Consider the following 19,782-nt stretch of genomic DNA (forward strand, 5'->3'; position numbering starts at 1 on the left):
ACTTATGGAATACCCTGAACTTGAATAAGGGGGGAGCGAATCATGGATATATTTTTGCCGAAAGGCTTTCAGCCTAGTGTTGATCGCGCAAGCTTCAGCCGGTCGGGCCGTCAGGCGAGACTGAGCGTTGTCTCTAATGGTGTTCAATATCCGGTCTTGCGGCGCTGGACGGCGGGGTTTGCTGTCTCAGCAGACGATGTGCCTGTTCTGGACGGCGTTGTTGATCTCTATGACGGGGCAGAGAATCTGGGTCAGTGTCTGATCAAAGCACGTGAAACGGTCGGCGGGGAACGCATTTTCACGGTTAAGCGAGCGGCTACATTGGATTACGCAGCAGCCGCAGAGATTGAAGGCGCTGTTCTGACCGCGCGTTAATCCGGACGATAGGATGTTTATACGGATGCGAATGGGCGCCCAGCTTTCTGGGCGCCTTTCTGTATTATTGAAGGTCTTTGAACGCCTCTGCCAAGCGGTCGCAAGCTTCTTGAACGCGCGCGCGGGGCGTGGCGATGTTAAAGCGCAAATAGGTTTCGCCGCCGCTGCCGAAAGTGGGGCCGTGATTGGCGGCGATTCCTGCGCCTTGTTCAACCCGCTTTGTGAACTCTTCGCGGCTCATGCCTGTGTCCTTGAAATCAACCCACGCCAGATATGTCGCTTCGAGCGGCATTGATTTTAATCCGGGGATGGCGTTCACAGCGTCGTCAAACAGGCGGCGGTTGCCGTCCAGATAAGCAATCAGATCATCTACCCATGCCGCCCCTTCGGGAGAATAGGCCGCCGTGGCCATAAATAGACCAAAGCTGTTGGGTGACATTCCCAGTGCCATCATTCGGGCCCCAAAGCGCGCGCGCAGGTCGGGATCAGCGATGATCACATTGCCAGAGTGGCTTCCGGCGATGTTAAAAGTCTTGGTTGTTGCCGTCATCATGACCAGCCGGTCTTCGACACCGTTAATCAGGCTCATGGGGATGTGGGTGTGACCGGGCATCACCAGATCATGGTGGATCTCGTCCGAGACAAGCACCAGATCATGGCGTTTGGCAAAATCAGCGACCTGTTGCAGTTCCTCTCGGGACCAGACACATCCGCCCGGGTTGTGAGGTGAGCAGAGGATCACCATCTTTTCGGCGCCGGTCATCTGCGCGTCATAAGCGTCAAAATCCATGTGATAGCGGCCGTTCTGAGGCTGCATCTGACATTCAACCACTTTGCGACCGGCGGCGTTAATCACTTTCGCAAAAGCATGGTAGACAGGGGTGAATAGTACGACGCCATCGCCCGGCGCCGTAAAGGCGTCAACGCACATGGCTGTGCCGTTCACCAGACCATGCGTTGTGAAGATGTGCGCGGGGTCCAGATCCCAGCCGTGCCGTTCCTTCATCCACCACTGGATAGCGCCGCGGTAATTACTGTCGTCACCGAAATACCCGTAGACGCCGTGGTCTGCCATCGCCTGTACTGCATTCTGGACAACCGGTGCTGTGGCGAAATCCATGTCAGCGACCCACATGGAGATGCCGGTTTCTGCAGGCACTCCATAGATTTGCTCCATGCCGTCCCATTTCACACAATGCGTTCCTCGGCGTTCAATCGGGGTGTCAAAGCTCATCATATTTCTCCAGATAGATTTGCGCAGAACCGTAACGAGGAAAGACTTATGTGCAAGCCCTGCTTGCGGCAGCAAGGGGCATGCCCTACATCAACCTGCATGAAACGCCCAATCCTATATCACCCCGATCCGCGCCTAAAGAAATCCTGTGCCCCCGTCGAAGATCTGAATGAAGATCTTCGGGGTTTGGCAGATGATATGCTGGCGACAATGTATGATGCCCCCGGTGTGGGGCTTGCAGCGCCTCAGGTGGGGGTGCTGACGCGGTTGATTGTGCTCGATTGCGTCAAGGAAGAAGGCGAGAAGCCGCGCCCGTTAATTATGTTTAACCCGGAGCTCGTTGGCGTATCGGATGAACTGAACACCTATGAAGAAGGCTGTCTCAGCATCCCCGAACAGTTCGCTGATGTGACGCGCCCCGCCGAGGTTGAAGTCAAATGGATTGACCGCGACGGCAAAGAGCATTTCGAAGGCATGGATGGTCTTTGGGCCACTTGTGTCCAGCATGAGATCGACCACCTTGATGGCAAGCTTTTCATCGACCACCTAAAGCCGCTCAAGCGGCAGATGATCACCCGCAAGATGGTCAAGTTCAAGCGCGAGCTGGCCCGCGGATGAGCGTGCTGCCGATCCTGCAATGGCCTGATCCGAGGTTGATGGAAATCTGCGCACCGATTGAGGCTATCACTTCTGATATCGAAGCGTTGGCCGCCGATATGCTGGAGACGATGTATGCGGCACCGGGCCGTGGTCTGGCAGGGCCGCAGGTGGGTGCCATGCAGCGTATATTCGTGATGGATGCGGGGTGGAAAGAAGGAAAACCTGATCCGCTGGTGTGCCTCAATCCGATGCTACAAGAAGTGAGCGAAGAGCGTGCGACCAATAGCGAGGGCTGTCTCAGCATCCCAGGTATCAGCGCGGACGTTTCGCGACCTGCGCAGGTTCAGATGGTGTGGACCGGCCTGAATGGTGGTCGCTATGTCCAAAGCTTTACAGGTTTTGCAGCAGCCTGTGTCCAGCATGAACTGGACCACCTCGACGGTGTCGTTACCCTTGATCATCTTGATGCGCAGACCCGCGCAGCGTTGGAAGCGGAGTATGCAGCATGACCGTCAGATCCATTCTGCAGTGGCCCGATAAACGCCTACGCACTCCCTGCGAAGACGTCATCGAGGTGACAGACGAAGTACGTGCAATCTGGCAGGACATGATCGATACAATGGACGCGATGCCGGGTGTCGGCCTTGGTGCACCGCAAATCGGTGTGATGCTGCGGCTTGCTGTCGTGGATACCTCCGAGGCACGGGATAAACGCATCCGGCTTGCCAATCCCGAAGTGATAGACGCCTCTGCCATCATGAACGTGCACGAAGAAGCCTCCCCGTGTCTGCCCGGCGTCTCAGCCAAAGTCAGTCGCCCGCGCGGAGTGCGCGTCAGGTATCTGGATGAGACGGGTACAAGTGTTGAACGCGACTTTGTCGGACTGGATGCCACCAGCGTGCAGCACCAGATCGACCACCTTGCGGGCAAGCTGTACTTTGAACGGTTAAGCAAGGTCAAACGCGATATGCTTTTGCGCCGCGCGCGTAAAACGAAGGGCTAAGCCGATGCGGATTGTTTTCATGGGGACGCCTGATTTTTCAGTGCCGGTGCTGGATGCGTTGGTTGAGGCTGGACATGAAATTGTGGCCGTCTACTCCCAGCCACCACGCCCTGCTGGACGTGGCAAAAAGGACCGCCCCGGTCCGGTTCATGCGCGCGCTGAGGCTTTGGGTCTTGAAGTGCGCACGCCGGTGTCGCTGAGAACAGCAGATGCTCAAGAAGAATTCGCCGCGCTGGGCGCAGATGTCGCTGTTGTTGTGGCTTACGGATTGATTTTGCCACAGGCGATTCTGGACGCACCTGCCAAGGGCTGCTTGAATATCCACGCGAGCCTGCTGCCGCGCTGGCGGGGTGCCGCTCCGATCCATCGCGCCATTATGGCGGGCGATGCGCAAACCGGTGTTTGTATCATGCAGATGGAAGCTGGACTGGATACAGGCCCTGTTCTGCTGCGCGAGGCGTTGGACATTGGCACGCAGGAAACTACTGCCCAGTTGCATGACCGGTTGAGCGTTATGGGTGCGCGTCTGATTGTGGAGGCGCTGGGCAAGCTGGATGAATTGGCCCCGCAGGTGCAGCCAGAAGAGGGCGTGACCTATGCCGCAAAAATCGACAAGGCCGAAGCTCGCATAGATTGGAGCCTGCCTGCCGTTCAGGTGGACCGGCTAATTCGTGGCCTTTCCCCCTTTCCCGGTGCTTGGTTTGAATATGATGGTCAGCGGATAAAGGTGCTCGGGTCGAGCTGTGTCGAAGGATCAGGGAAAGCTGGCGTGGTGCTTACCGACACTTTGCACGTGGCCTGCGGAGACGGTGCTGTTGCGCTGACGCGCTTGCAAAGGGCCGGCAAAGGGGCGCAAGATGTTGGTGTATTCCAGCGTGGCGCGCAGATCGCTGTTGGTACGGATTTGAGCAAAGGATAACCACCATGTTTCCCACCATGATCGGAACTGTCGTGATTGCGGGGATCATCGGGTATCTCTCGGAAAAGACAGAGTTTACGCACAATGGCATATTGGCGAGCATCATTATCTGCGTTGGCGGGGCATTCTTATTCTACTTCATTCGTCTGATGTTTGGCATCGGTTTTGCATCGCCGGGCGTGAATGCGATTGCATCTTCTATCGGTGCGCTGGTTATTGTGCCGTTTCACTGGCGAAAATAGCTGGTCGGGGGCCAGCCCCCGGCTTTTCCTGGCGGAAAAACCTTCCCCGGGATATTTTTGGCCAAAAGAAATAGGTAATGTCAGCTTTTTGGCGGGGCGCTTTTGTAGACTGGTAAATGCCAGCCGAAAAAGATTGAGCCAGCCCGCAACACCCATGTGACAGCGGCACCGATGATGAGGCCGTAGGGCACTCCGGGCATGTAGGATTTCAATAAAACGCTTGTTGCCGCGCCTGCGAAGGCGGCCGTCACATAAAGTTCGCCTTGTTTGAGGACGACTGGAACATCACCCACGACGACGTCTCGCATCAAACCGCCCATGCAACCTGTTACGATACCCATCAGGACAACGATGACTGGCCCTTGGTCGAGGCTCATGGCGACACCTGCGCCGGCAGCAACGGCGACGGCCAGCGCAAAGCTATCAAGCCAGATGATTGTGCGCAGGCGGCTTTCTAGAAGGTGGGCAGTAAAGAAAGTAACCAACGCGGCGACAGCGGCTGCGCCAAGATAGGAGGGGTCAGCAATCCAGAAGATCGGGTTGCGATCTAGCAGCAGGTCGCGGATTGTCCCGCCGCCGACGGCTGTGAGACAGGCAATAAATGCGAACCCTACCAGATCTAGCTGCGCGCGGCTGGCCACCAATGCGCCGGTAAGCGCAAAGACGATTACGGAGGCGTAATCAAGAAAGCTGATCAGTGTCATTTGGATTTGAAGGGGGCCATACCGGCACGGGCAAGCGCATCGGCGCGCTCGTTTTCCGGATGGCCTGCATGGCCTTTGACCCATTCCCATGTGACACGATGGCGGGCGTTTGCCGCATCAAGGCGCTGCCAGAGTTCCGCATTCTTCACTGGCTTTTTGGCGGCGTTCTTCCAGCCGTTTTTCTTCCAGCCGAAGATCCAGCCAGTGATCCCGTTTTTGACGTAATTGCTGTCTGTGACGATTGTGATTTCGGTGTCCCGCTCCAGCGCTTCAAGGGCGTTGATGGCGGCCAGCAGTTCCATTCGATTGTTGGTTGTATTTGCCTCGCCGCCTTTGAGCTCCCGCTCTTTGACGACGGTATTGCCATCGACAGCCTGCATCAATGCACCCCAGCCGCCGGGGCCGGGATTGCCCGAGCAGGCACCGTCTGTATATGCGAATAGCTTAGGCATCTGCGGCGAGTGCTATCCAATCCGCATAGGTGCCGTCCAGCCCCTTATCGCGACCTGTGTGTTTTTTGCCAACTGTAAAGCCGGCGTTGGAGAGCAAGCTGCGCAGTTCGGTTTCGGTGACGTAGGTGTACTGGCGGCCTATCGCGTCGCGTTTTGTTTCCGAGCCGAGCTTCATTGCGATATGAAAGCGGCCGTTAGGCTTCATCGCCGTGTGTAAGGCCTTGAGGATTGTGGGGAGCGCGTCTCTGTCCGCATGAAGCAAGCTAAAGTTGGCCCAGACGCCATCGTAAATACCAGCTCCGCTGATCTGGTCGAAAGATCTGACTTCGGCTTTGACGAGAGGGTGACGGCTGGCGAGAACGATCATCTCTGGAACAGCGTCAGTGGCGTGTACTTTCAATCCAGCTTCGGCCATTGCAGCGGCTGCGGCGCCGGGCCCACAGCCGAGGTCGAGCGCGCTGCCGCCTTCTGGCAAGGAGGTGATAAAGTCCGCAAGCATTGGGTCATTCGTCAATACCGCATCTGTAAGAGATGCGTATTGCGCAGACTGTGCCGCATAGACAGATAGCGTTTCAGGATCACTCATTGGGCTGCACCAATGGAGAGGCAAACAACTACGATGACGGTCAACATGATCCGCAGGCGCATCCACCACGGCGGGGTCAACCCTTTGCGGAAGAAATAGTAATCAAGGATCAATAAGCCGAGAAACCCGATGGAAAGGTAAAAGAGAGTGTCTGTAACCGAGCTGCCGCGCAGAAAAAATGCCCAGAGCGCAGGTAAAACCGACAGTACGTATCCGATGGTTGCCTTCGATCCTTCGACCTTGGTGGCAAAACCCCAGAGCACGCCAGACATGAATGACAAAATGATGGTGCCGTAAAGCGATAGGGCGGCGAGCCCGTCCACTGCTGTCAGTAAGTGGGCGGTTTGCGCATCAGAGGCGGTGCCGGGGAAGGTGGACACGAATGCCGCCGCAATGAAAGGAAGCAAGCCCGCAAGGCCGAGTATCAGAGGGGCGCGTGGGATACCGAACATCAGGCGCGCTCTAATGCGAGCCGACCAGCAAGGGCAGCGAAGATAGCAGCGAAGGAGCGGCTGAGCCACGTCATGACGCGCGTTGACCCTAGCAGGCGGCGGCGGGCGGCAGCAGCAAAAATGCCGTACAAGGCAAAAACGGCAAAGGTGAGGGTCATGAATACGGCGCCCATCACGGTCATCTCTGCCGTTGCCGAAGCGGGGTTGCCCGATAAAAAGGGAGGCAAAAGGGCGAGGAAGAAGATCGACAGCTTTGGGTTGAGGATGTTGATCAACGCTCCACGACGCGCAATCTGCCAGCCACTTTGGCGGGTGCCGGTTTCCTGTACGCTTAGCGCGCCACCATCCTTCAGGGCCTGCCAGCCAAGATAAAGCAGATATGCGACACCAGCCCACTTCACGGCCGTGAACAAGAGTGCGGATGTGTGCAGAACGGCAGCCAGCCCAAGGGTCGCCGCGGCCAAGTGTGGAACGATCCCAACGGTACAGCCTAATGCTGCCCAGAGGGATGCGCGCCGACCTTGGCCAAGGCCCAAGGCGAGGGTGTAGATCACGCCTGTGCCGGGGGCGATGACGACAACAAGCGCGGTAAGCAGGAATTGGAGGGTGATCATCAGTAATTCCTTTGCTGTGTGCATTGCTACGATGCCGCACGATCCCCTTGGTGTCCATGCTCGCTATCTGGTGAGTAGGGTGTTCAGGCGAGTAAGAACGAATGGTGGCCTGTGGTGCTGGCGTTGCCTGCGCGCAGCAGGTGACTGCCTGCCCCACATAAAGAACGCGCGCCGAGATCGGTTCAGGGACCCGTATCATCGGTACTGTGTTTCATGCGAAGCCGAACAGGGACACTGCCGTCAGGCGGGTTCTCGCAAAACACGGGGAACTTTAAATTCTACGTTCTCGATGGCGGTTTCTACCAATTCTTCTGTGACAGTATAGCGTGCTTTGAACGCGTCGATTACTTCGTTGATAAGAATTTCGGGGGCAGATGCGCCAGCGGTAATGCCAATGCTGGTGATCCCGTCCAGCGCGCGCCAGTCAATGTCATCTGCACGTTGGACCAGCTGCGCATAGGCACATCCGGCACGGGACCCAACCTCGACCAGGCGCTTCGAGTTGGAAGAGTTTGGCGCGCCGACCACAAGCATTGCATCACATTTTGGCGCCATCGCTTTGACGGCCTCCTGCCGGTTGGTCGTAGCGTAGCAGATGTCTTCCTTATGCGGGCCGACAATCGCAGGAAATCGTGCCCGTAGCGCAGCGACGATATCAGCGGTGTCATCGATGCTGAGCGTGGTTTGGGTGACATAGGCCAGCTTTGTTTCGTCGCGAACTTTGACACGGGTAACATCTTCGGGCGTTTCGACCAGCAACACTTCGCCTTTGGGAAGCTGGCCCATCGTACCTACGGTTTCGGGGTGGCCTTCATGGCCAATCATGATCATCTGCAAGCCGGCATCGGCGTGGCGCTGGGCCTCTATGTGGACCTTGCTTACCAGCGGGCAGGTCGCGTCTACGTAGACCATGTTGCGCGCCTGCGCGGCGTTGGGGACTGATTTTGGCACGCCATGGGCCGAAAAGATAACAGGCCGGTCATCGGGGCATTCTGAAAGCTCTTCGACAAACACAGCCCCCTTTTCGCGCAGGCCGTCGACGACAAATTTGTTATGCACGATTTCATGCCGGACATAGACAGGCGCCCCCCATTTGGTGAGCGCCATCTCGACGATCTTGATCGCGCGGTCGACGCCTGCGCAAAAGCCGCGGGGTGCGGCAAGATAAAGGGTAAGGGGCGGATTTTTCATCGGTTGCTCCGTGATTGGCCTACAGAGGTAAGGTGCGGTTTGCTTCAGGTCCAGTGCAGAATTGACGCAAATCCGCGGACCTAAACTCTCCTATCGGGCGGAAGCATCAGGGCAGCGGCTTCGCCACGGTTGTGCACACCAAGTTTGCGGTAGCCATGCTTTGCGTAGTCGGACACGGTATGTACTGAAATATTACAGATTTGGGCTGTTTGTGCGCGTGTCTTTCCCTGTGACAGCAGCATGATCACTTCGGCTTCGCGGGGTGTCAGCTTGTCAAAGATTTCCGGAAGCGCTTGCGCCACAAGAGCGGTACGGTTTTCTGCCGTCACCGGCTGCTCTGGGGAGGCGACAAGCTCTTCGATGCGGCGATGGATGATCATGCAGAAAAGGCGCAATTCGTCCGCCTTGGGCAGGATTTTCTCTGAAAATTCAGTAATATCCATGCCGTTGCCAAGGATGACGCCACCAAATCGGTCGTTGCCCTTCAAACGCATTGGAATAGCGATCCCCGCGTGAAAGCCCCGCTTCCCTGCACGTTCGATGAAGGCCCGATCAGCGTCAGTGATATAGGTGTATCTATGATAAAAGGCCGGACCGACCGGCAAGATTTCATAGCTATTGCAGGAATGGATCAGGAAGGGGTCTTCTGTGGGGGGTGTTTTCTCGTACAGGTCAGGGATATTGCTGAGCGTAAAGGGAGCTTCGAAGTCCTTCGTCACGCTGATGTAAATTGCAAAATCCATTCCGATCAGCGGCAAGACGTCAAGCAGCCCGTTCCAGACCTCATCAATCGTCTGACCCTTTTCTATTTTTGCGGCTCTATCAACAATCATCAGACGCCTCCATCCGCACCCCCCTTTTTAAGGGGGGAGATATGTTTTGTCGAGGATGGTAGTAAAATTTCGGGCCGCGCACTCAGAATGCGTATTGTTGGCCCGCTTGTTTTGAGATGAGCTAGATTTTTATAACGACAATGCACCGATGCTGTGAAAATGGCTCGGTGCATTATTCTTTGGTCTGCTTCTCGTTGGCATTTTCTGCCGTCAGTCAGGTTGTTGGGGTGTTGTCGGGCACTTCACGCGGAGGGCGGCCGATTACATCACGCAAATCGTCCAATTCAATGAAGTTGTCTGCCTGACGACGCAGTTCGTCTGAAATCATCGGAGGCTGGCTGCGGATAGTTGAAACCACTGACACGCGCACACCTTGTCGTTGAAGGCTTTCAACTAGTGGTCGGAAATCTCCATCACCGGAGAAAATGACGATGTGATCAAGGTGGGGAGCAAGCTCCATTGCATCGACTGCCAATTCGATGTCCATGTTGCCTTTTACTTTGCGTCGCCCCATGCTGTCGGTGTATTCTTTAGCTGCTTTGGTGACCATTGAGTAACCATTATAGTGCAGCCAATCTACCAACGGGCGGATCGGAGAATATTCATCATTCTCTAGCAAAGCAGTGTAGTAGAAAGCGCGCAAAAGCTTTCCCCGGCGCATGAACTCAGACCGCAACAGCTTGTAATCTATGTCAAAGCCAAGCGTCTTGCCTGCCGCGTAAAGATTGGAGCCGTCGATGAAGAGAGCTAGCCGCTCGTCTTTGTAAAACATATAAAGTCCTCAAATTTAGGAGCGTAGTGCAGTACATTTTCAAATACGTCAAATGGGAATTGTGGTACCGATAATCAGCTTATGGATAGTTCTTATATACTTTCGGATATTTGAACCTATCCGTAGTTTTTTCGGGCTATCCGAATAGAATGACAGGTATTGCTGGAGAATGTCATGGGGAAAATTGTTGATAGATCTGCGGCGGCAGACATCAGCTACTTGATTGCGTTGGGTTCTAACGTTGGTGTCGATGAAATCGGACCTGCCGAAGTGCTTGAACGCGCATTGATTTCCCTTCGAGACAGAGGCTTTGTGATTCGCGCCCAAAGCCGGTTTTTTCAAACACCAGCTTTTCCGGAAGGCTCTGGTCCGGATTTCGTGAATGCGGCAGCTGTGCTTGGGTCGGCGTGGTCTCCAGACCGTGCGCTGTTAGAATTGCATGCGGTCGAGGCTGATCTTGGACGGCGGCGTGAGCTTCGCTGGGGCGCACGCACGTTGGATCTGGATATGATTGCAGCGGAAGATTTGGTGTTGCCGAATGCCCAAACACACCAATACTGGCGTGAGATGCCGCTTGAGACACAAAAAAGCGCCGCGCCGGAGGAGTTGATCCTGCCTCATCCCCGTTTGGCGGAGCGTGCCTTTGTCCTGGTGCCGATGCTTGATGTCGCCCCTGATTGGCGCCATCCAGTGACCGGACTAAGCATCAAGCAGATGCATGACGCATTGCCGCAGGCGATGCGCGATGAGGTGCTTGCGCTATAATACCTGCTTGTAAATCGGGGCGAACGGGCCTAGGTAGCGTTTTCCAGCAGATATTTTATTGGAGCGTCCAATGGCCCGCGTAACCGTCGAAGATTGTGTTGATAAAGTCCCGAACCGGTTTGAGCTGGTGATGCTCGCGGCTCACCGCGCGCGTGAGATTTCCGCAGGTTCTGCTGTAACTGTAGACCGTGACAACGATAAAAACCCTGTGGTTTCGCTGCGCGAGATCGCGGATGAAACGCAGTCCGCCGATGATCTGCGCGAGCGTCTGATCGAAAGCAACCAGAACCAGATCGAAGTTGATGAGCCCGAAGAAGACGCAATGGCGATTCTTATGGGCGCCGAGCAGGACAAGCCGGAAGAAGACAGCATGTCCGAAGAAATGCTTTTGCGGCAGTTGATGGCTGCGCAAGGGCAGGGGTGATTGCGGCGGGAATGACCGTTCCGCTTGAGGGCTGAGGCAGATAATGACAACCACTGCCGATGACCTTGTCACATTGGTTCGCGGGTTCAATCCCAAAACAAACGAAGCGTCGATCCGCGCGGCATATGCCTACGGTGAGCGCATGCATGAAGGGCAGTTCCGGCACTCCGGTGAGCCCTACTTTACCCATCCTGTAGCTGTTGCCGCCATTTTGGCCTCGCAACAGCTGGATGACGCCACCATTATCACAGCACTTTTGCACGATACTATTGAAGACACGCCCGCTTCTTATGCAGAAGTGCAGGAGAAGTTTGGTAAAGAGGTCGCTGAATTGGTGGACGGGGTCACGAAGCTGACCAATCTTCAGCTGAACTCTTCCGAGACCAAGCAGGCCGAGAACTTCCGCAAGCTATTCATGGCGATGTCCAAGGATCTGCGGGTTATTCTGGTGAAGCTTTCGGACCGGTTGCACAACATGCGCACGATCAAGGCGATGCGTCCCGAAAAGCAGGCGCAGAAAGCGCGTGAAACCATGGATATCTATGCGCCTCTTGCAGGCCGAATGGGTATGCAGTGGATGCGCGAAGAGCTTGAAGATCTGGCTTTTCGGGTTCTCAACTCCGAAGCGCGCCATTCCATCATGCGCCGGTTTATCATGCTCCAGAAAGAGACCGGGGATGTCATCTCGCGGATCACGACGGATATGCGTAAGGAACTAGCCAAGGCAGGGATGGAAGCCGAGGTTTTCGGCCGTGCCAAAAAACCCTATTCGATTTGGCGTAAGATGGAAGAAAAGGAGCAGTCGTTCTCTCGGTTATCTGACATCTACGGATTTCGTGTGATTACGGACAGTGAGGAAGACTGCTACCGTGCGCTGGGTGCAATCCACCGTCGCTGGCGCGCCGTGCCGGGGCGCTTTAAAGATTATATCAGTCAGCCAAAAACGAATGGATATCGTTCCATCCATACTACGGTTTCGGGCCGTGATGGTAAGCGGGTCGAGGTGCAGATCAGGACACGCCAGATGCATGACGTCGCAGAGACAGGCGTTGCGGCGCATTGGTCCTACCGCGACGGTGTCCGCTCAAAGAACCCCTTTGCGGTTGATCCGGTTAAGTGGATTGCGCAACTGACAGAACAGTTCAACGGCGAGGACGATCACGAAGACTTCCTCGAAGCGGTCAAGCTTGAGATGTATACCGACAAGGTATTCTGCTTCACGCCCAAGGGCGAAGTGATCAAGCTGCCGCGCGGCGCCACGCCGATCGATTTCGCCTATGCCATCCACACGCGTATCGGCTCTGCCTGTGTGGGGGCCAAGATTGACGGGCTGCGCGTGCCGTTGTGGACCCGCGTGAAGAACGGTCAATCGGTTGAGATCATCACAGCTGAAGGTCAGACGCCGCAGGCCACGTGGCTGGATATCGCGACGACGGGCAAGGCCAAGACGGCCATTCGCCGCTCCTTGCGTGAAGTTGATCGCGCACGGTTTATCAAGTTGGGCCGCGAATTGGCACGGTCAGCGTTTGAACATGTTGGAAAAAGAGCAACGGACAAGGTGTTGGCGACTGCGGCGCGGGCGTTGCGTGTTGGCGGTGTGGACAACCTGTTGGAGCAACTGGGCAGTTCAAACCGCACAGGCCGCGAGGTCGTTAGCGCGGTCTACCCCGAGCTTGGTTTGGTGACCGGCGAGGAAGTGGATCGCAAGCGTGCGGTTATCGGGCTTGAACCGGGGCAATCCTTTGACCGCGCATCCTGTTGTGAGCCGCTGCCAGGCGAACGTATCGTCGGGATTACATTCCGCGGCAAGGGCGTGACCCTGCACGCGATTGATTGCGACAGATTGAGCGACTACGAAGAGCAACCTGATCGCTGGCTGGATCTACGCTGGCATGACGGCAGCCATCCCGCCGTCTACGGTGCCACCCTTGAACTGACGGTCGCAAATGACCGAGGTGTTCTGGGACGCATCTGCACCTTGATCGGTGAAGCAGGCGCAAACATCGCAGACTTGAACTTTGTTGAGCGGAAACAGGACTTTTTCCGGGTGTTGGTGCATGTTGAGTTGCGCGATGCTGCACAGCTTCATTCGCTGATGCTGACGTTGGAGGCCGAAAACGATGTCGCTGCGATCAACAGATATCGCAACGTGCATGCGGTCGGGGACAGCGTAGCGGCGGGAGGACATCTGCCGTGATCTTCAAGCGCCGTGATCCGAAATCACTTGGCCGCGCGATGGCCGAGTTTCTTTGGCCGCGCGGTGGTTGGGCGCGGGCTTTCCACTATGTCAAACACCGGATGCGCCGCTTGCCCGACAGTCCCGAGCGGATCGCCCGTGGAATATGGGCGGGGGTATTCATTACCTTCACGCCGTTGTTCGGGATGCACTTTCTGTTTGCCGTCCTGATTGCAAAGGCAATGAAGGGGAATATTCTTGCATCCCTGATGGCGACATTTGTGGGCAACCCTCTGACATTTCTGTTCATCGCGCTGTCTTCTCTAAAGTCTGGCCACTGGATATTGGGAACCGAGCTACAAGAAGGCGAATTGCGCGCGCTGAGCCGCAAGTTTTCGGATGCGGGTAGTGACCTTTGGCACAATGTCATTTCCATTTTCACATCGGACAACATGGACTGGTCAGGTCTGGCGATCTTTTCACGGGATGTCTTTTATCCCTATTTGATCGGCGGCATTGTGTCCGGTATCTTCTTCGCGACACTGGGTTATTATTTGGCTGTGCCGGTTTTGCGGGCATACCAAAAGCGTCGCAGAGGCCTGATCAAGGCAAAATTCGAGGCGCTAAAAGCAAAAACTGCCGCGAAAGCCGAAGAGAAGAAGCTGGCTGCAAAAGATAAAAAGGAAAGAGCGAATGGCTGATAAGAGCAAGCTTCGTTTGGGCGTAAATATTGACCATGTCGCAACGGTGCGTAACGCACGTGGTGGCAATACGCCTGACCCTTTGCGCGCGGCCCGTATCGCGCAAGAGGCTGGCGCGGATGGCATTACAGCACACCTGCGCGAGGACCGTCGCCACATTTCGGATGCGGACATTGAGGGCCTTATGGAAATTTTGACTGTTCCGCTGAACTTTGAAATGGCCGCTACTCAAGAGATGCAAGAAATTGCCCTGCGTCATAAGCCGCATGCGGTTTGCATTGTGCCTGAAAAGCGCGAGGAACGGACAACCGAAGGCGGTCTTGAAGTCGCGCGCGAAGAGAACCGGTTGGCCCATTTTATCGCGCCATTGCGTGAGGCAGGCAGCCGCGTGTCGATCTTCATCGCGGCAGAACAGCGCCAGATCGAGGCGGCGCACCGTATTGGTGCCCAAGTGATTGAGCTTCACTCAGGTGCGTATTGCGATGCCTACCATGAGGGCCGTTTCGAGCAGGCAGAGCTGGAATTGGGCAAGCTGCGCGACATGTCGACATTTGCGCATGATTTGGGTCTTGAGGTGCATGTCGGTCACGGTTTGACCTATGACACAGTGACCCCTGTCGCAGCCTTTCCCGAGGTGATGGAACTTAACATCGGGCATTTCCTGATCGGTGAGGCAATTTTCCTGGGACTTGAGCCTGCCATCGCTGAGATGCGCCGGTTGATGGATGAGGCGCGCGCCGTCTAAAGGTTTCGCCGACGGGTAGCTTTCTATTGAACGAGGATACGCGATGATTTTGGGCATTGGCACGGATCTGGCGAACATCGAGCGTATCCAAGGCACGCTGGACCGATTTGGCGACCGCTTTCGTAACCGTGTTTTCACGCCGATAGAGCAGGCGAAGGCCGAACGTCGTGTGGATGTTGCAGGGACCTACGCCAAACGCTGGGCCGCAAAAGAGGCGTGCTCAAAGGCACTTGGAACGGGGCTTCGTATGGGGATCAGCTGGCGCGATATGGCTGTAAGCAACTTGCATACCGGTCAGCCTGTTATGGAAGTGACGGGATGGGCTGCTGACCGACTGGCTACCATGACACCGGAGGGGCATGAGGCGATCATTCATGTGACACTGACCGACGATCACCCTTGGGCGCAGGCATTTGTCGTGATCGAGGCGCGGCAGCTCGGCTGATGCGCACCTTGACACCGCGCGCTGCCCTGCGCATGTAACCCTGACAAAACACGCTAGGAGCGCCGGATGGCCAAGACCGAAAAGACAGGCAACCCGATTGTCGAAACGATCAAGACTGTTGTCTATGCGTTGTTGATTGCAGGTGTCTTCCGCACCCTGTTTTTCCAGCCATTCTGGATACCTTCCGGCTCAATGAAAGAGACGTTGCTGATCGGTGACTTCGTTTTTGTGAACAAGATGGCGTACGGCTATTCCTATGCCTCCTGCCCAAGTGTGATCATCCCCAGTGTTGGCATAAATGTAGATGCGAAAAAGCTATGTGGCGTTTTTGACGGCGACAACACGCGCCTGTTCGGTAGCGAGCCAGAGCGCGGCGACGTGGTGGTTTTCAGGCATCCGATTTCCGGTCGCGACTATATCAAACGTTTGATCGGTTTGCCCGGTGATCAAATTCAGATCACTGACGGTATCGTCCAGATCAACGGTGTGGCCGCACCCCAAGAACCCGCGGGCAACTTCGAAGAGCTGATGGAGCTGCAGGGCCCACAAGGTCTGCGTCCACGTTGCGCCAACGGCGCAGTAGGCCAAGGTGGCATATGTAGCAAGGATCGTGCGATTGAAACCTTGCCCAACGGCGTGAGCCATGTGGTGCTTAACATCGGCCCTCAAGCCTCTGATCGCACCGGCGTCTACACGGTTCCAGAGGGTAACTACTTTTTCATGGGCGATAATCGCGATAACTCTGCTGACAGCCGTTTGGCGCAGACAGCCGGAGGCGTTGGTTTCGTGCCGTTTGAAAACCTGATTGGCCGCGCTGACCGGATTGTGTTCAGCTCTGGTGGACGTTCGATGCTGTTCTTCTGGACGTGGCGCGGCGATCGCTTCTTCAAAGCGATCAAGTGAAGCTCTCTGCTGAACTCAAAGCGTTCGAGAAACGCCTTGGTTATACGTTCGAGGCACCCAGGCTGCTGAGCGAAGCGGTAACCCACGCCTCGATGTCTACGGCAAACCGTGACGACAATCAGCGCTTGGAGTTTCTGGGCGACCGTGTTCTGGGTCTGGTAATGGCAGAGGCGCTGTTGGCGCTCGATACAAAAGCCTCAGAGGGTCAGTTGGCCCCGCGCTTTAACGCTCTGGTGCGCAAAGAAGCCTGCGCCGATGTTGCGCGTGAGATCGACATCGGCGCAGTGTTGCGGCTTGGTCGGTCCGAGATGCTGTCAGGCGGGCGGCGCAAGCAGGCGCTACTGGGCGATGCCATGGAGGCGGTGATTGCGGCGGTTTACCTTGACGGTGGCTTTGACGCGGCACGCGCGTTGGTGTTGCGTTTGTGGGGTTCGCGGACGACGTCTGTCAAAGAGGACGCGCGCGATGCTAAAACATCCTTGCAGGAGTGGGCGCAGGCCCGCGGGCTAGAGCCACCTGCCTACGTATTGACGAAGCGGAGCGGACCGGACCACGCTCCGATATTCACAATCGCAGCGCGCTTGTCCACTGGACAGACCGCAAGTGCGACAGCGGGCGCCAAGCGCGCCGCAGAACAAGACGCCGCAGCATCGCTGCTGGCGCAATTGGAGCGAGACACATGACCGAAACACCGACACGCGCGGGGTTTGTTGCCCTGATCGGAGAGCCCAACGCAGGCAAGTCGACGCTTTTGAACCGGATGGTTGGTGCGAAAGTCTCAATCGTCACGCATAAGGTGCAGACAACGCGTGCGCGCATCCGTGGTGTCGCGATGCAGGGTGACAGCCAGATTGTTTTTGTGGATACGCCGGGCCTGTTTCAACCGCGTCGCCGGTTGGACCGCGCGATGGTTGCCGCAGCGTGGGGCGGTGCATCGGACGCTGATCTGGTGGTGCTTCTGGTAGAAGCGCAGCGCGGAGTAACCGAAGGTGTCGAACGTATTCTGGCGCGTCTGAACGAGATTGGTGAGAACGCCCGTGTAGCGCTTGCCATCAACAAGATTGACCGTGTAGAGGCGCCTGTTCTTTTGGGACTAAGCCAGAAGCTGAATGAGGCCTATCCTTTCGTAGAGACCTTCATGATTTCGGCTGAAAAGGGTCATGGCGTAGAGGCTTTGCGCACGTGGCTGGCCGGCGAAGTGCCCGAGGGGCCATGGCTGTATCCAGAAGATCAGATCGCTGATCTGCCTATGCGGATGATCGCCGCCGAAATGACGCGGGAAAAGCTGACTTTGCGCCTGCATCAAGAGCTTCCCTATCAGTTGACGGTAGAAACGGAAAACTGGGAAGAACGCAAGGACGGGTCAGCGCGGATTGACCAGCTGATCTATGTTATGCGGGATGGCCACAAGGGAATTGTTCTTGGCAACAAAGGTGAGACAATCAAAGCTGTCAGCAAAGCTGCGCGTGAAGAAATGGAGGAGTTTCTAGGGCGCAAAGTGCATCTTTTCTTGCAGGTGAAGGTTCGTCCGAACTGGCTTGAAGAGGCAGAGCGTTATTCCGAGATGGGGCTGGAGTTCAAGGACGGCAACCAATGACCCGCAACATCGCGTGCGATTGTGGATCTGTTATGATTGAGGGGGCGTCGTGCCCCGTCTGACGGCAAGGTTTTGGGTGGATGCCTATCTGGCACGCCTTCGTACGTTTGATATTCCCGCATTTGTCGTAGCGCACGGAGACGACACCGGTGGTGCTGTGTTGGTAAAGCTTGCCACACTGGACGGAAATGCGACCGTCTTTCAACGCTCCTTTGATCTGATGAGCGGTGATAGGGTTTGGGTCGAACTTGCAAAAGGTCCAGAGCCCGAGGTGGACGAAGCGGTGGGCAAGCAGCGTGGATTCGACCCTGATCTTTGGGTGATTGAGGTGGAAGATCGCGCAGGTCGGCATCTGCTGGATCAAGAGGGTCTTGGCTAATGGAGTGGCGCGATCAGGGCATTTTGCTGAGTACGCGCCGCCATGGAGAGACATCGGCGATCATTGAGATGTTCACGCCTACGCAAGGGCGCCACGCGGGCGTTGTGCGCGGTGGGACAAGTCGGAAAATCGCCCCCATTTTGCAGCCCGGCGCGCAGTTGGACGTGACTTGGCGCGCGCGGCTTGAAGATCACATGGGGGCGTTCACTGTTGAGCCCGTCCGCAGCCGCGCCGCGATAGCGATGGGGGGACGGCTAGCATTGGCTGGGCTGAATGCGGTAACAGGGTTGGTCAGTTTCAGTCTGCCCGAACGTGAGGTGCATTTGCCTCTTTATCGACGTACCGAAGCGTTGCTCGATCTGCTGGGCCAAGACGACATCTGGCCGTTGGCATATCTTCGTTGGGAGCTGAACCTGCTGGAAGAGCTTGGTTATGGTCTTGATCTGGAAAGCTGCGCTGTGACCGGAGCGACAGAGGGATTGGCCTATGTCTCGCCCAAATCGGGGCGGGCGGTGTCACGCGAAGGTGCGGGTGAATGGGCTGAACGGCTATTGCCCTTACCGGATGTCTTGCGGGGGATCGGTGATGCAAACGACGCAGAGATCGCGCAAAGCTTTAAAACAACTGGCTACTTTCTGACGCATCATCTTGCTACGGGTTTGGGCGGTAGGCCGCTACCGCAAGCGCGCGCGCGCTTTGTTGAGGCGTTCAGTCGATCGCTTTGAAAACCATTTTGGTGCCGTCCGGGCTGGTGAGCACCAAAGTTCCGTCTTCGACTTTTGAGGTGGTCGCGGTTTCGAGCGCCGAGAGAAATGCGACTTCGGCTTCCATTTCAGGGCATCCCCTGCGGGTGCTTCCGATGGGGCCGGCATCAAAGGTCGGGTAGGGGGTCTTCATGCCGCCGAAGTAGCGGTTGCAAGGACCTTCGCCCGCGATTTCACCAGCTTTTGGAAAGGTCAGAGTTGCATGTGCTGGAAAGGTGGTGCCGTTGAACTGTTTCAGCAGCCAAACGCGATCAGCGCCACCATAAATCCGCTGAAAGTCGTCGGCGCGGCAGGCTGTCAGTGAGACAGCCAGCAGAAAAATCGCAACAAGAAGCTTCATGATAGAGCAAGTACCGTATCTACAAGAGCATCAAAGGCGATATGGGTATCGGCCTCTGCCTTGATTTGTGGCAAACCGATAAGCGCGGCCAGCATTGATTGACCGAAGGCAGGATTGCGCAATCCAATCTGGTTAAGCAGATGCTGGAGATAGGTCAGCCGTTCTGCATCTACTTCAGCCACGGCAACGGCAACGATAGAATCGCTTCGCGACCAAACGCGCATCGCAGCTTCGGTTTGATTATCCAGAATACTGTGCCCAAACGCGCGCAGAGCGGAGGCTGCGCTGTCCCCTGTCTTCAAACGCTTCATCACATCGGAAAGGGCGTTCGTATGCCACTGGCGCACAAGCGCCGCGTGATACGTAGGTACGTCCTTGAAATGCCAATAAAATGAGCCCTTGGTGGTGCCAAGGCGGCGTGCCATTGGTTCAGCGGCTAGACACGCTGGACCTTCGGCACAAAGTGCCGCGAATCCAGCATTTATCCATTTTTCCGGCGAGAGGCGCGTGCTTGTCATACCGTAGGGGGTATGCGCAGGCGGGGCGCGCCGCAAGGGGGCGCCCCG

General features: G+C 56.3%; 28 protein-coding genes. 17 read left to right on the top strand and 11 right to left on the bottom strand.

Going from position 1 to position 19,782, the window contains the following annotated elements; translation table 11 throughout:
• Positions 1–42 precede the first annotated feature (42 nt).
• Complete coding sequence (locus K3757_RS02640; RefSeq protein ID WP_259999091.1) at positions 43–375, top strand: hypothetical protein; 333 nt, start codon at positions 43–45, stop codon at positions 373–375.
• A gap of 64 nt (positions 376–439) precedes the next feature.
• On the opposite strand, the gene K3757_RS02645 is transcribed toward K3757_RS02640, so the two are convergent.
• Complete coding sequence (locus K3757_RS02645) at positions 440–1,609, bottom strand: MalY/PatB family protein (RefSeq protein ID WP_259999093.1); 1,170 nt, start codon at positions 1,607–1,609, stop codon at positions 440–442.
• Positions 1,610–1,708: 99 nt separating this feature from the next.
• Between K3757_RS02645 and def (K3757_RS02650) the strand changes: the two genes are divergently transcribed.
• Genes def (K3757_RS02650) through K3757_RS02670 form a run of 5 tightly spaced genes read left to right on the top strand, consistent with a single transcriptional unit; the run spans position 1,709 to position 4,373 of the window.
• Positions 1,709–2,227 (top strand): peptide deformylase, encoded by a 519-nt coding sequence (def, locus tag K3757_RS02650; RefSeq protein WP_259999096.1) that lies wholly within the window; start codon positions 1,709–1,711, stop codon positions 2,225–2,227.
• Positions 2,224–2,718 (top strand): peptide deformylase, encoded by a 495-nt coding sequence (gene def, locus K3757_RS02655; protein ID WP_259999098.1) that lies wholly within the window; start codon positions 2,224–2,226, stop codon positions 2,716–2,718. The genes def (K3757_RS02650) and def (K3757_RS02655) overlap by 4 nt, the downstream gene beginning before the upstream one ends.
• Positions 2,715–3,212 carry a peptide deformylase gene (gene def, locus K3757_RS02660; RefSeq protein WP_259999100.1) on the top strand — a complete coding sequence of 166 codons (498 nt, stop codon included), beginning with the start codon at positions 2,715–2,717 and terminating at the stop codon, positions 3,210–3,212. Before def (K3757_RS02655) ends, def (K3757_RS02660) begins: the two co-directional genes overlap by 4 nt.
• 4 nt (positions 3,213–3,216) lie before the next feature.
• Complete coding sequence (gene fmt, locus K3757_RS02665) at positions 3,217–4,131, top strand: methionyl-tRNA formyltransferase (protein WP_259999103.1); 915 nt, start codon at positions 3,217–3,219, stop codon at positions 4,129–4,131.
• A gap of 5 nt (positions 4,132–4,136) precedes the next feature.
• Positions 4,137–4,373: a hypothetical protein gene (locus K3757_RS02670; protein WP_259999105.1), complete on the top strand. Its 237-nt coding sequence runs from the start codon at positions 4,137–4,139 to the stop codon at positions 4,371–4,373.
• Between the two features lie 80 nt (positions 4,374–4,453).
• Here the strand turns inward: K3757_RS02670 and K3757_RS02675 are convergent, their stop codons facing one another.
• The 8 genes from K3757_RS02675 to K3757_RS02710 all read right to left on the bottom strand — a co-directional run bounded on the left by K3757_RS02675 (position 4,454) and on the right by K3757_RS02710 (position 9,977).
• Complete coding sequence (locus K3757_RS02675) at positions 4,454–5,077, bottom strand: trimeric intracellular cation channel family protein (protein ID WP_259999107.1); 624 nt, start codon at positions 5,075–5,077, stop codon at positions 4,454–4,456.
• The gene (rnhA, locus tag K3757_RS02680; RefSeq protein ID WP_259999109.1) at positions 5,074–5,529 is read right to left on the bottom strand and encodes a ribonuclease HI; all 456 of its coding nucleotides are present in this window, start codon (positions 5,527–5,529) and stop codon (positions 5,074–5,076) included. The genes K3757_RS02675 and rnhA overlap by 4 nt, the downstream gene beginning before the upstream one ends.
• Positions 5,522–6,115 (bottom strand): class I SAM-dependent methyltransferase, encoded by a 594-nt coding sequence (locus tag K3757_RS02685; RefSeq protein ID WP_259999111.1) that lies wholly within the window; start codon positions 6,113–6,115, stop codon positions 5,522–5,524. The genes rnhA and K3757_RS02685 overlap by 8 nt, the downstream gene beginning before the upstream one ends.
• Complete coding sequence (locus K3757_RS02690; protein WP_259999113.1) at positions 6,112–6,567, bottom strand: DUF3429 domain-containing protein; 456 nt, start codon at positions 6,565–6,567, stop codon at positions 6,112–6,114. Before K3757_RS02690 ends, K3757_RS02685 begins: the two co-directional genes overlap by 4 nt.
• Entirely contained in the window at positions 6,567–7,181 is a 615-nt protein-coding gene (locus K3757_RS02695; protein ID WP_259999115.1) for a LysE family translocator, read from the bottom strand. The genes K3757_RS02690 and K3757_RS02695 overlap by 1 nt, the downstream gene beginning before the upstream one ends.
• 240 nt (positions 7,182–7,421) lie before the next feature.
• Positions 7,422–8,372 carry a 4-hydroxy-3-methylbut-2-enyl diphosphate reductase gene (gene ispH / locus K3757_RS02700; RefSeq protein ID WP_259999117.1) on the bottom strand — a complete coding sequence of 317 codons (951 nt, stop codon included), beginning with the start codon at positions 8,370–8,372 and terminating at the stop codon, positions 7,422–7,424.
• Between the two features lie 80 nt (positions 8,373–8,452).
• Positions 8,453–9,205 carry a LuxR family transcriptional regulator gene (locus K3757_RS02705; RefSeq protein ID WP_259999119.1) on the bottom strand — a complete coding sequence of 251 codons (753 nt, stop codon included), beginning with the start codon at positions 9,203–9,205 and terminating at the stop codon, positions 8,453–8,455.
• A 214-nt stretch (positions 9,206–9,419) separates the two neighbouring features.
• Positions 9,420–9,977, bottom strand: a complete 558-nt coding sequence (locus K3757_RS02710; protein WP_259999121.1) for an NYN domain-containing protein — start codon at positions 9,975–9,977, stop codon at positions 9,420–9,422.
• A 174-nt stretch (positions 9,978–10,151) separates the two neighbouring features.
• Here K3757_RS02710 and folK point away from each other — a divergent pair, with 174 nt between their 5' ends.
• The 11 genes from folK (at position 10,152) to recO (ending at position 18,837) form a co-directional block, all read left to right on the top strand.
• Positions 10,152–10,742, top strand: a complete 591-nt coding sequence (gene folK, locus K3757_RS02715; protein WP_259999123.1) for a 2-amino-4-hydroxy-6-hydroxymethyldihydropteridine diphosphokinase — start codon at positions 10,152–10,154, stop codon at positions 10,740–10,742.
• A gap of 70 nt (positions 10,743–10,812) precedes the next feature.
• Positions 10,813–11,166, top strand: a complete 354-nt coding sequence (gene rpoZ, locus K3757_RS02720; protein WP_259999125.1) for a DNA-directed RNA polymerase subunit omega — start codon at positions 10,813–10,815, stop codon at positions 11,164–11,166.
• Between the two features lie 43 nt (positions 11,167–11,209).
• Entirely contained in the window at positions 11,210–13,363 is a 2,154-nt protein-coding gene (locus K3757_RS02725) for a bifunctional (p)ppGpp synthetase/guanosine-3',5'-bis(diphosphate) 3'-pyrophosphohydrolase (RefSeq protein WP_259999127.1), read from the top strand.
• Complete coding sequence (locus K3757_RS02730) at positions 13,360–14,043, top strand: DUF2062 domain-containing protein (protein ID WP_259999129.1); 684 nt, start codon at positions 13,360–13,362, stop codon at positions 14,041–14,043. The genes K3757_RS02725 and K3757_RS02730 overlap by 4 nt, the downstream gene beginning before the upstream one ends.
• A complete protein-coding gene (locus K3757_RS02735; RefSeq protein WP_259999131.1) occupies positions 14,036–14,788 on the top strand; it encodes a pyridoxine 5'-phosphate synthase in 753 nt (250 codons plus the stop codon). The genes K3757_RS02730 and K3757_RS02735 overlap by 8 nt, the downstream gene beginning before the upstream one ends.
• A 43-nt stretch (positions 14,789–14,831) precedes the next feature.
• Positions 14,832–15,233 carry a holo-ACP synthase gene (gene acpS / locus K3757_RS02740; RefSeq protein WP_259999133.1) on the top strand — a complete coding sequence of 134 codons (402 nt, stop codon included), beginning with the start codon at positions 14,832–14,834 and terminating at the stop codon, positions 15,231–15,233.
• Positions 15,234–15,299: 66 nt separating this feature from the next.
• A complete protein-coding gene (lepB, locus tag K3757_RS02745) occupies positions 15,300–16,136 on the top strand; it encodes a signal peptidase I (RefSeq protein ID WP_259999135.1) in 837 nt (278 codons plus the stop codon).
• A complete protein-coding gene (rnc, locus tag K3757_RS02750) occupies positions 16,133–16,819 on the top strand; it encodes a ribonuclease III (protein WP_259999137.1) in 687 nt (228 codons plus the stop codon). Before lepB ends, rnc begins: the two co-directional genes overlap by 4 nt.
• On the top strand, positions 16,816–17,733 hold the full coding sequence (era, locus tag K3757_RS02755) for a GTPase Era (protein WP_259999139.1): 918 nt from the start codon (positions 16,816–16,818) through the stop codon (positions 17,731–17,733). Before rnc ends, era begins: the two co-directional genes overlap by 4 nt.
• A 49-nt stretch (positions 17,734–17,782) precedes the next feature.
• Positions 17,783–18,112: a DUF1491 family protein gene (locus K3757_RS02760; protein WP_259999141.1), complete on the top strand. Its 330-nt coding sequence runs from the start codon at positions 17,783–17,785 to the stop codon at positions 18,110–18,112.
• The gene (gene recO / locus K3757_RS02765; protein WP_259999143.1) at positions 18,112–18,837 is read left to right on the top strand and encodes a DNA repair protein RecO; all 726 of its coding nucleotides are present in this window, start codon (positions 18,112–18,114) and stop codon (positions 18,835–18,837) included. Before K3757_RS02760 ends, recO begins: the two co-directional genes overlap by 1 nt.
• Here recO and K3757_RS02770 read toward each other — a convergent pair.
• Positions 18,821–19,216 carry an META domain-containing protein gene (locus tag K3757_RS02770; protein ID WP_259999144.1) on the bottom strand — a complete coding sequence of 132 codons (396 nt, stop codon included), beginning with the start codon at positions 19,214–19,216 and terminating at the stop codon, positions 18,821–18,823. The two genes, recO and K3757_RS02770, sit on opposite strands and share 17 nt — an antisense overlap.
• On the bottom strand, positions 19,213–19,641 hold the full coding sequence (locus tag K3757_RS02775; RefSeq protein ID WP_259999147.1) for a TetR/AcrR family transcriptional regulator: 429 nt from the start codon (positions 19,639–19,641) through the stop codon (positions 19,213–19,215). Before K3757_RS02775 ends, K3757_RS02770 begins: the two co-directional genes overlap by 4 nt.
• Positions 19,642–19,782 lie beyond the last annotated feature (141 nt).

Source organism: Sulfitobacter sp. S223, assembly GCF_025143825.1.
In the GTDB taxonomy this organism is placed as follows: domain Bacteria; phylum Pseudomonadota; class Alphaproteobacteria; order Rhodobacterales; family Rhodobacteraceae; genus Sulfitobacter.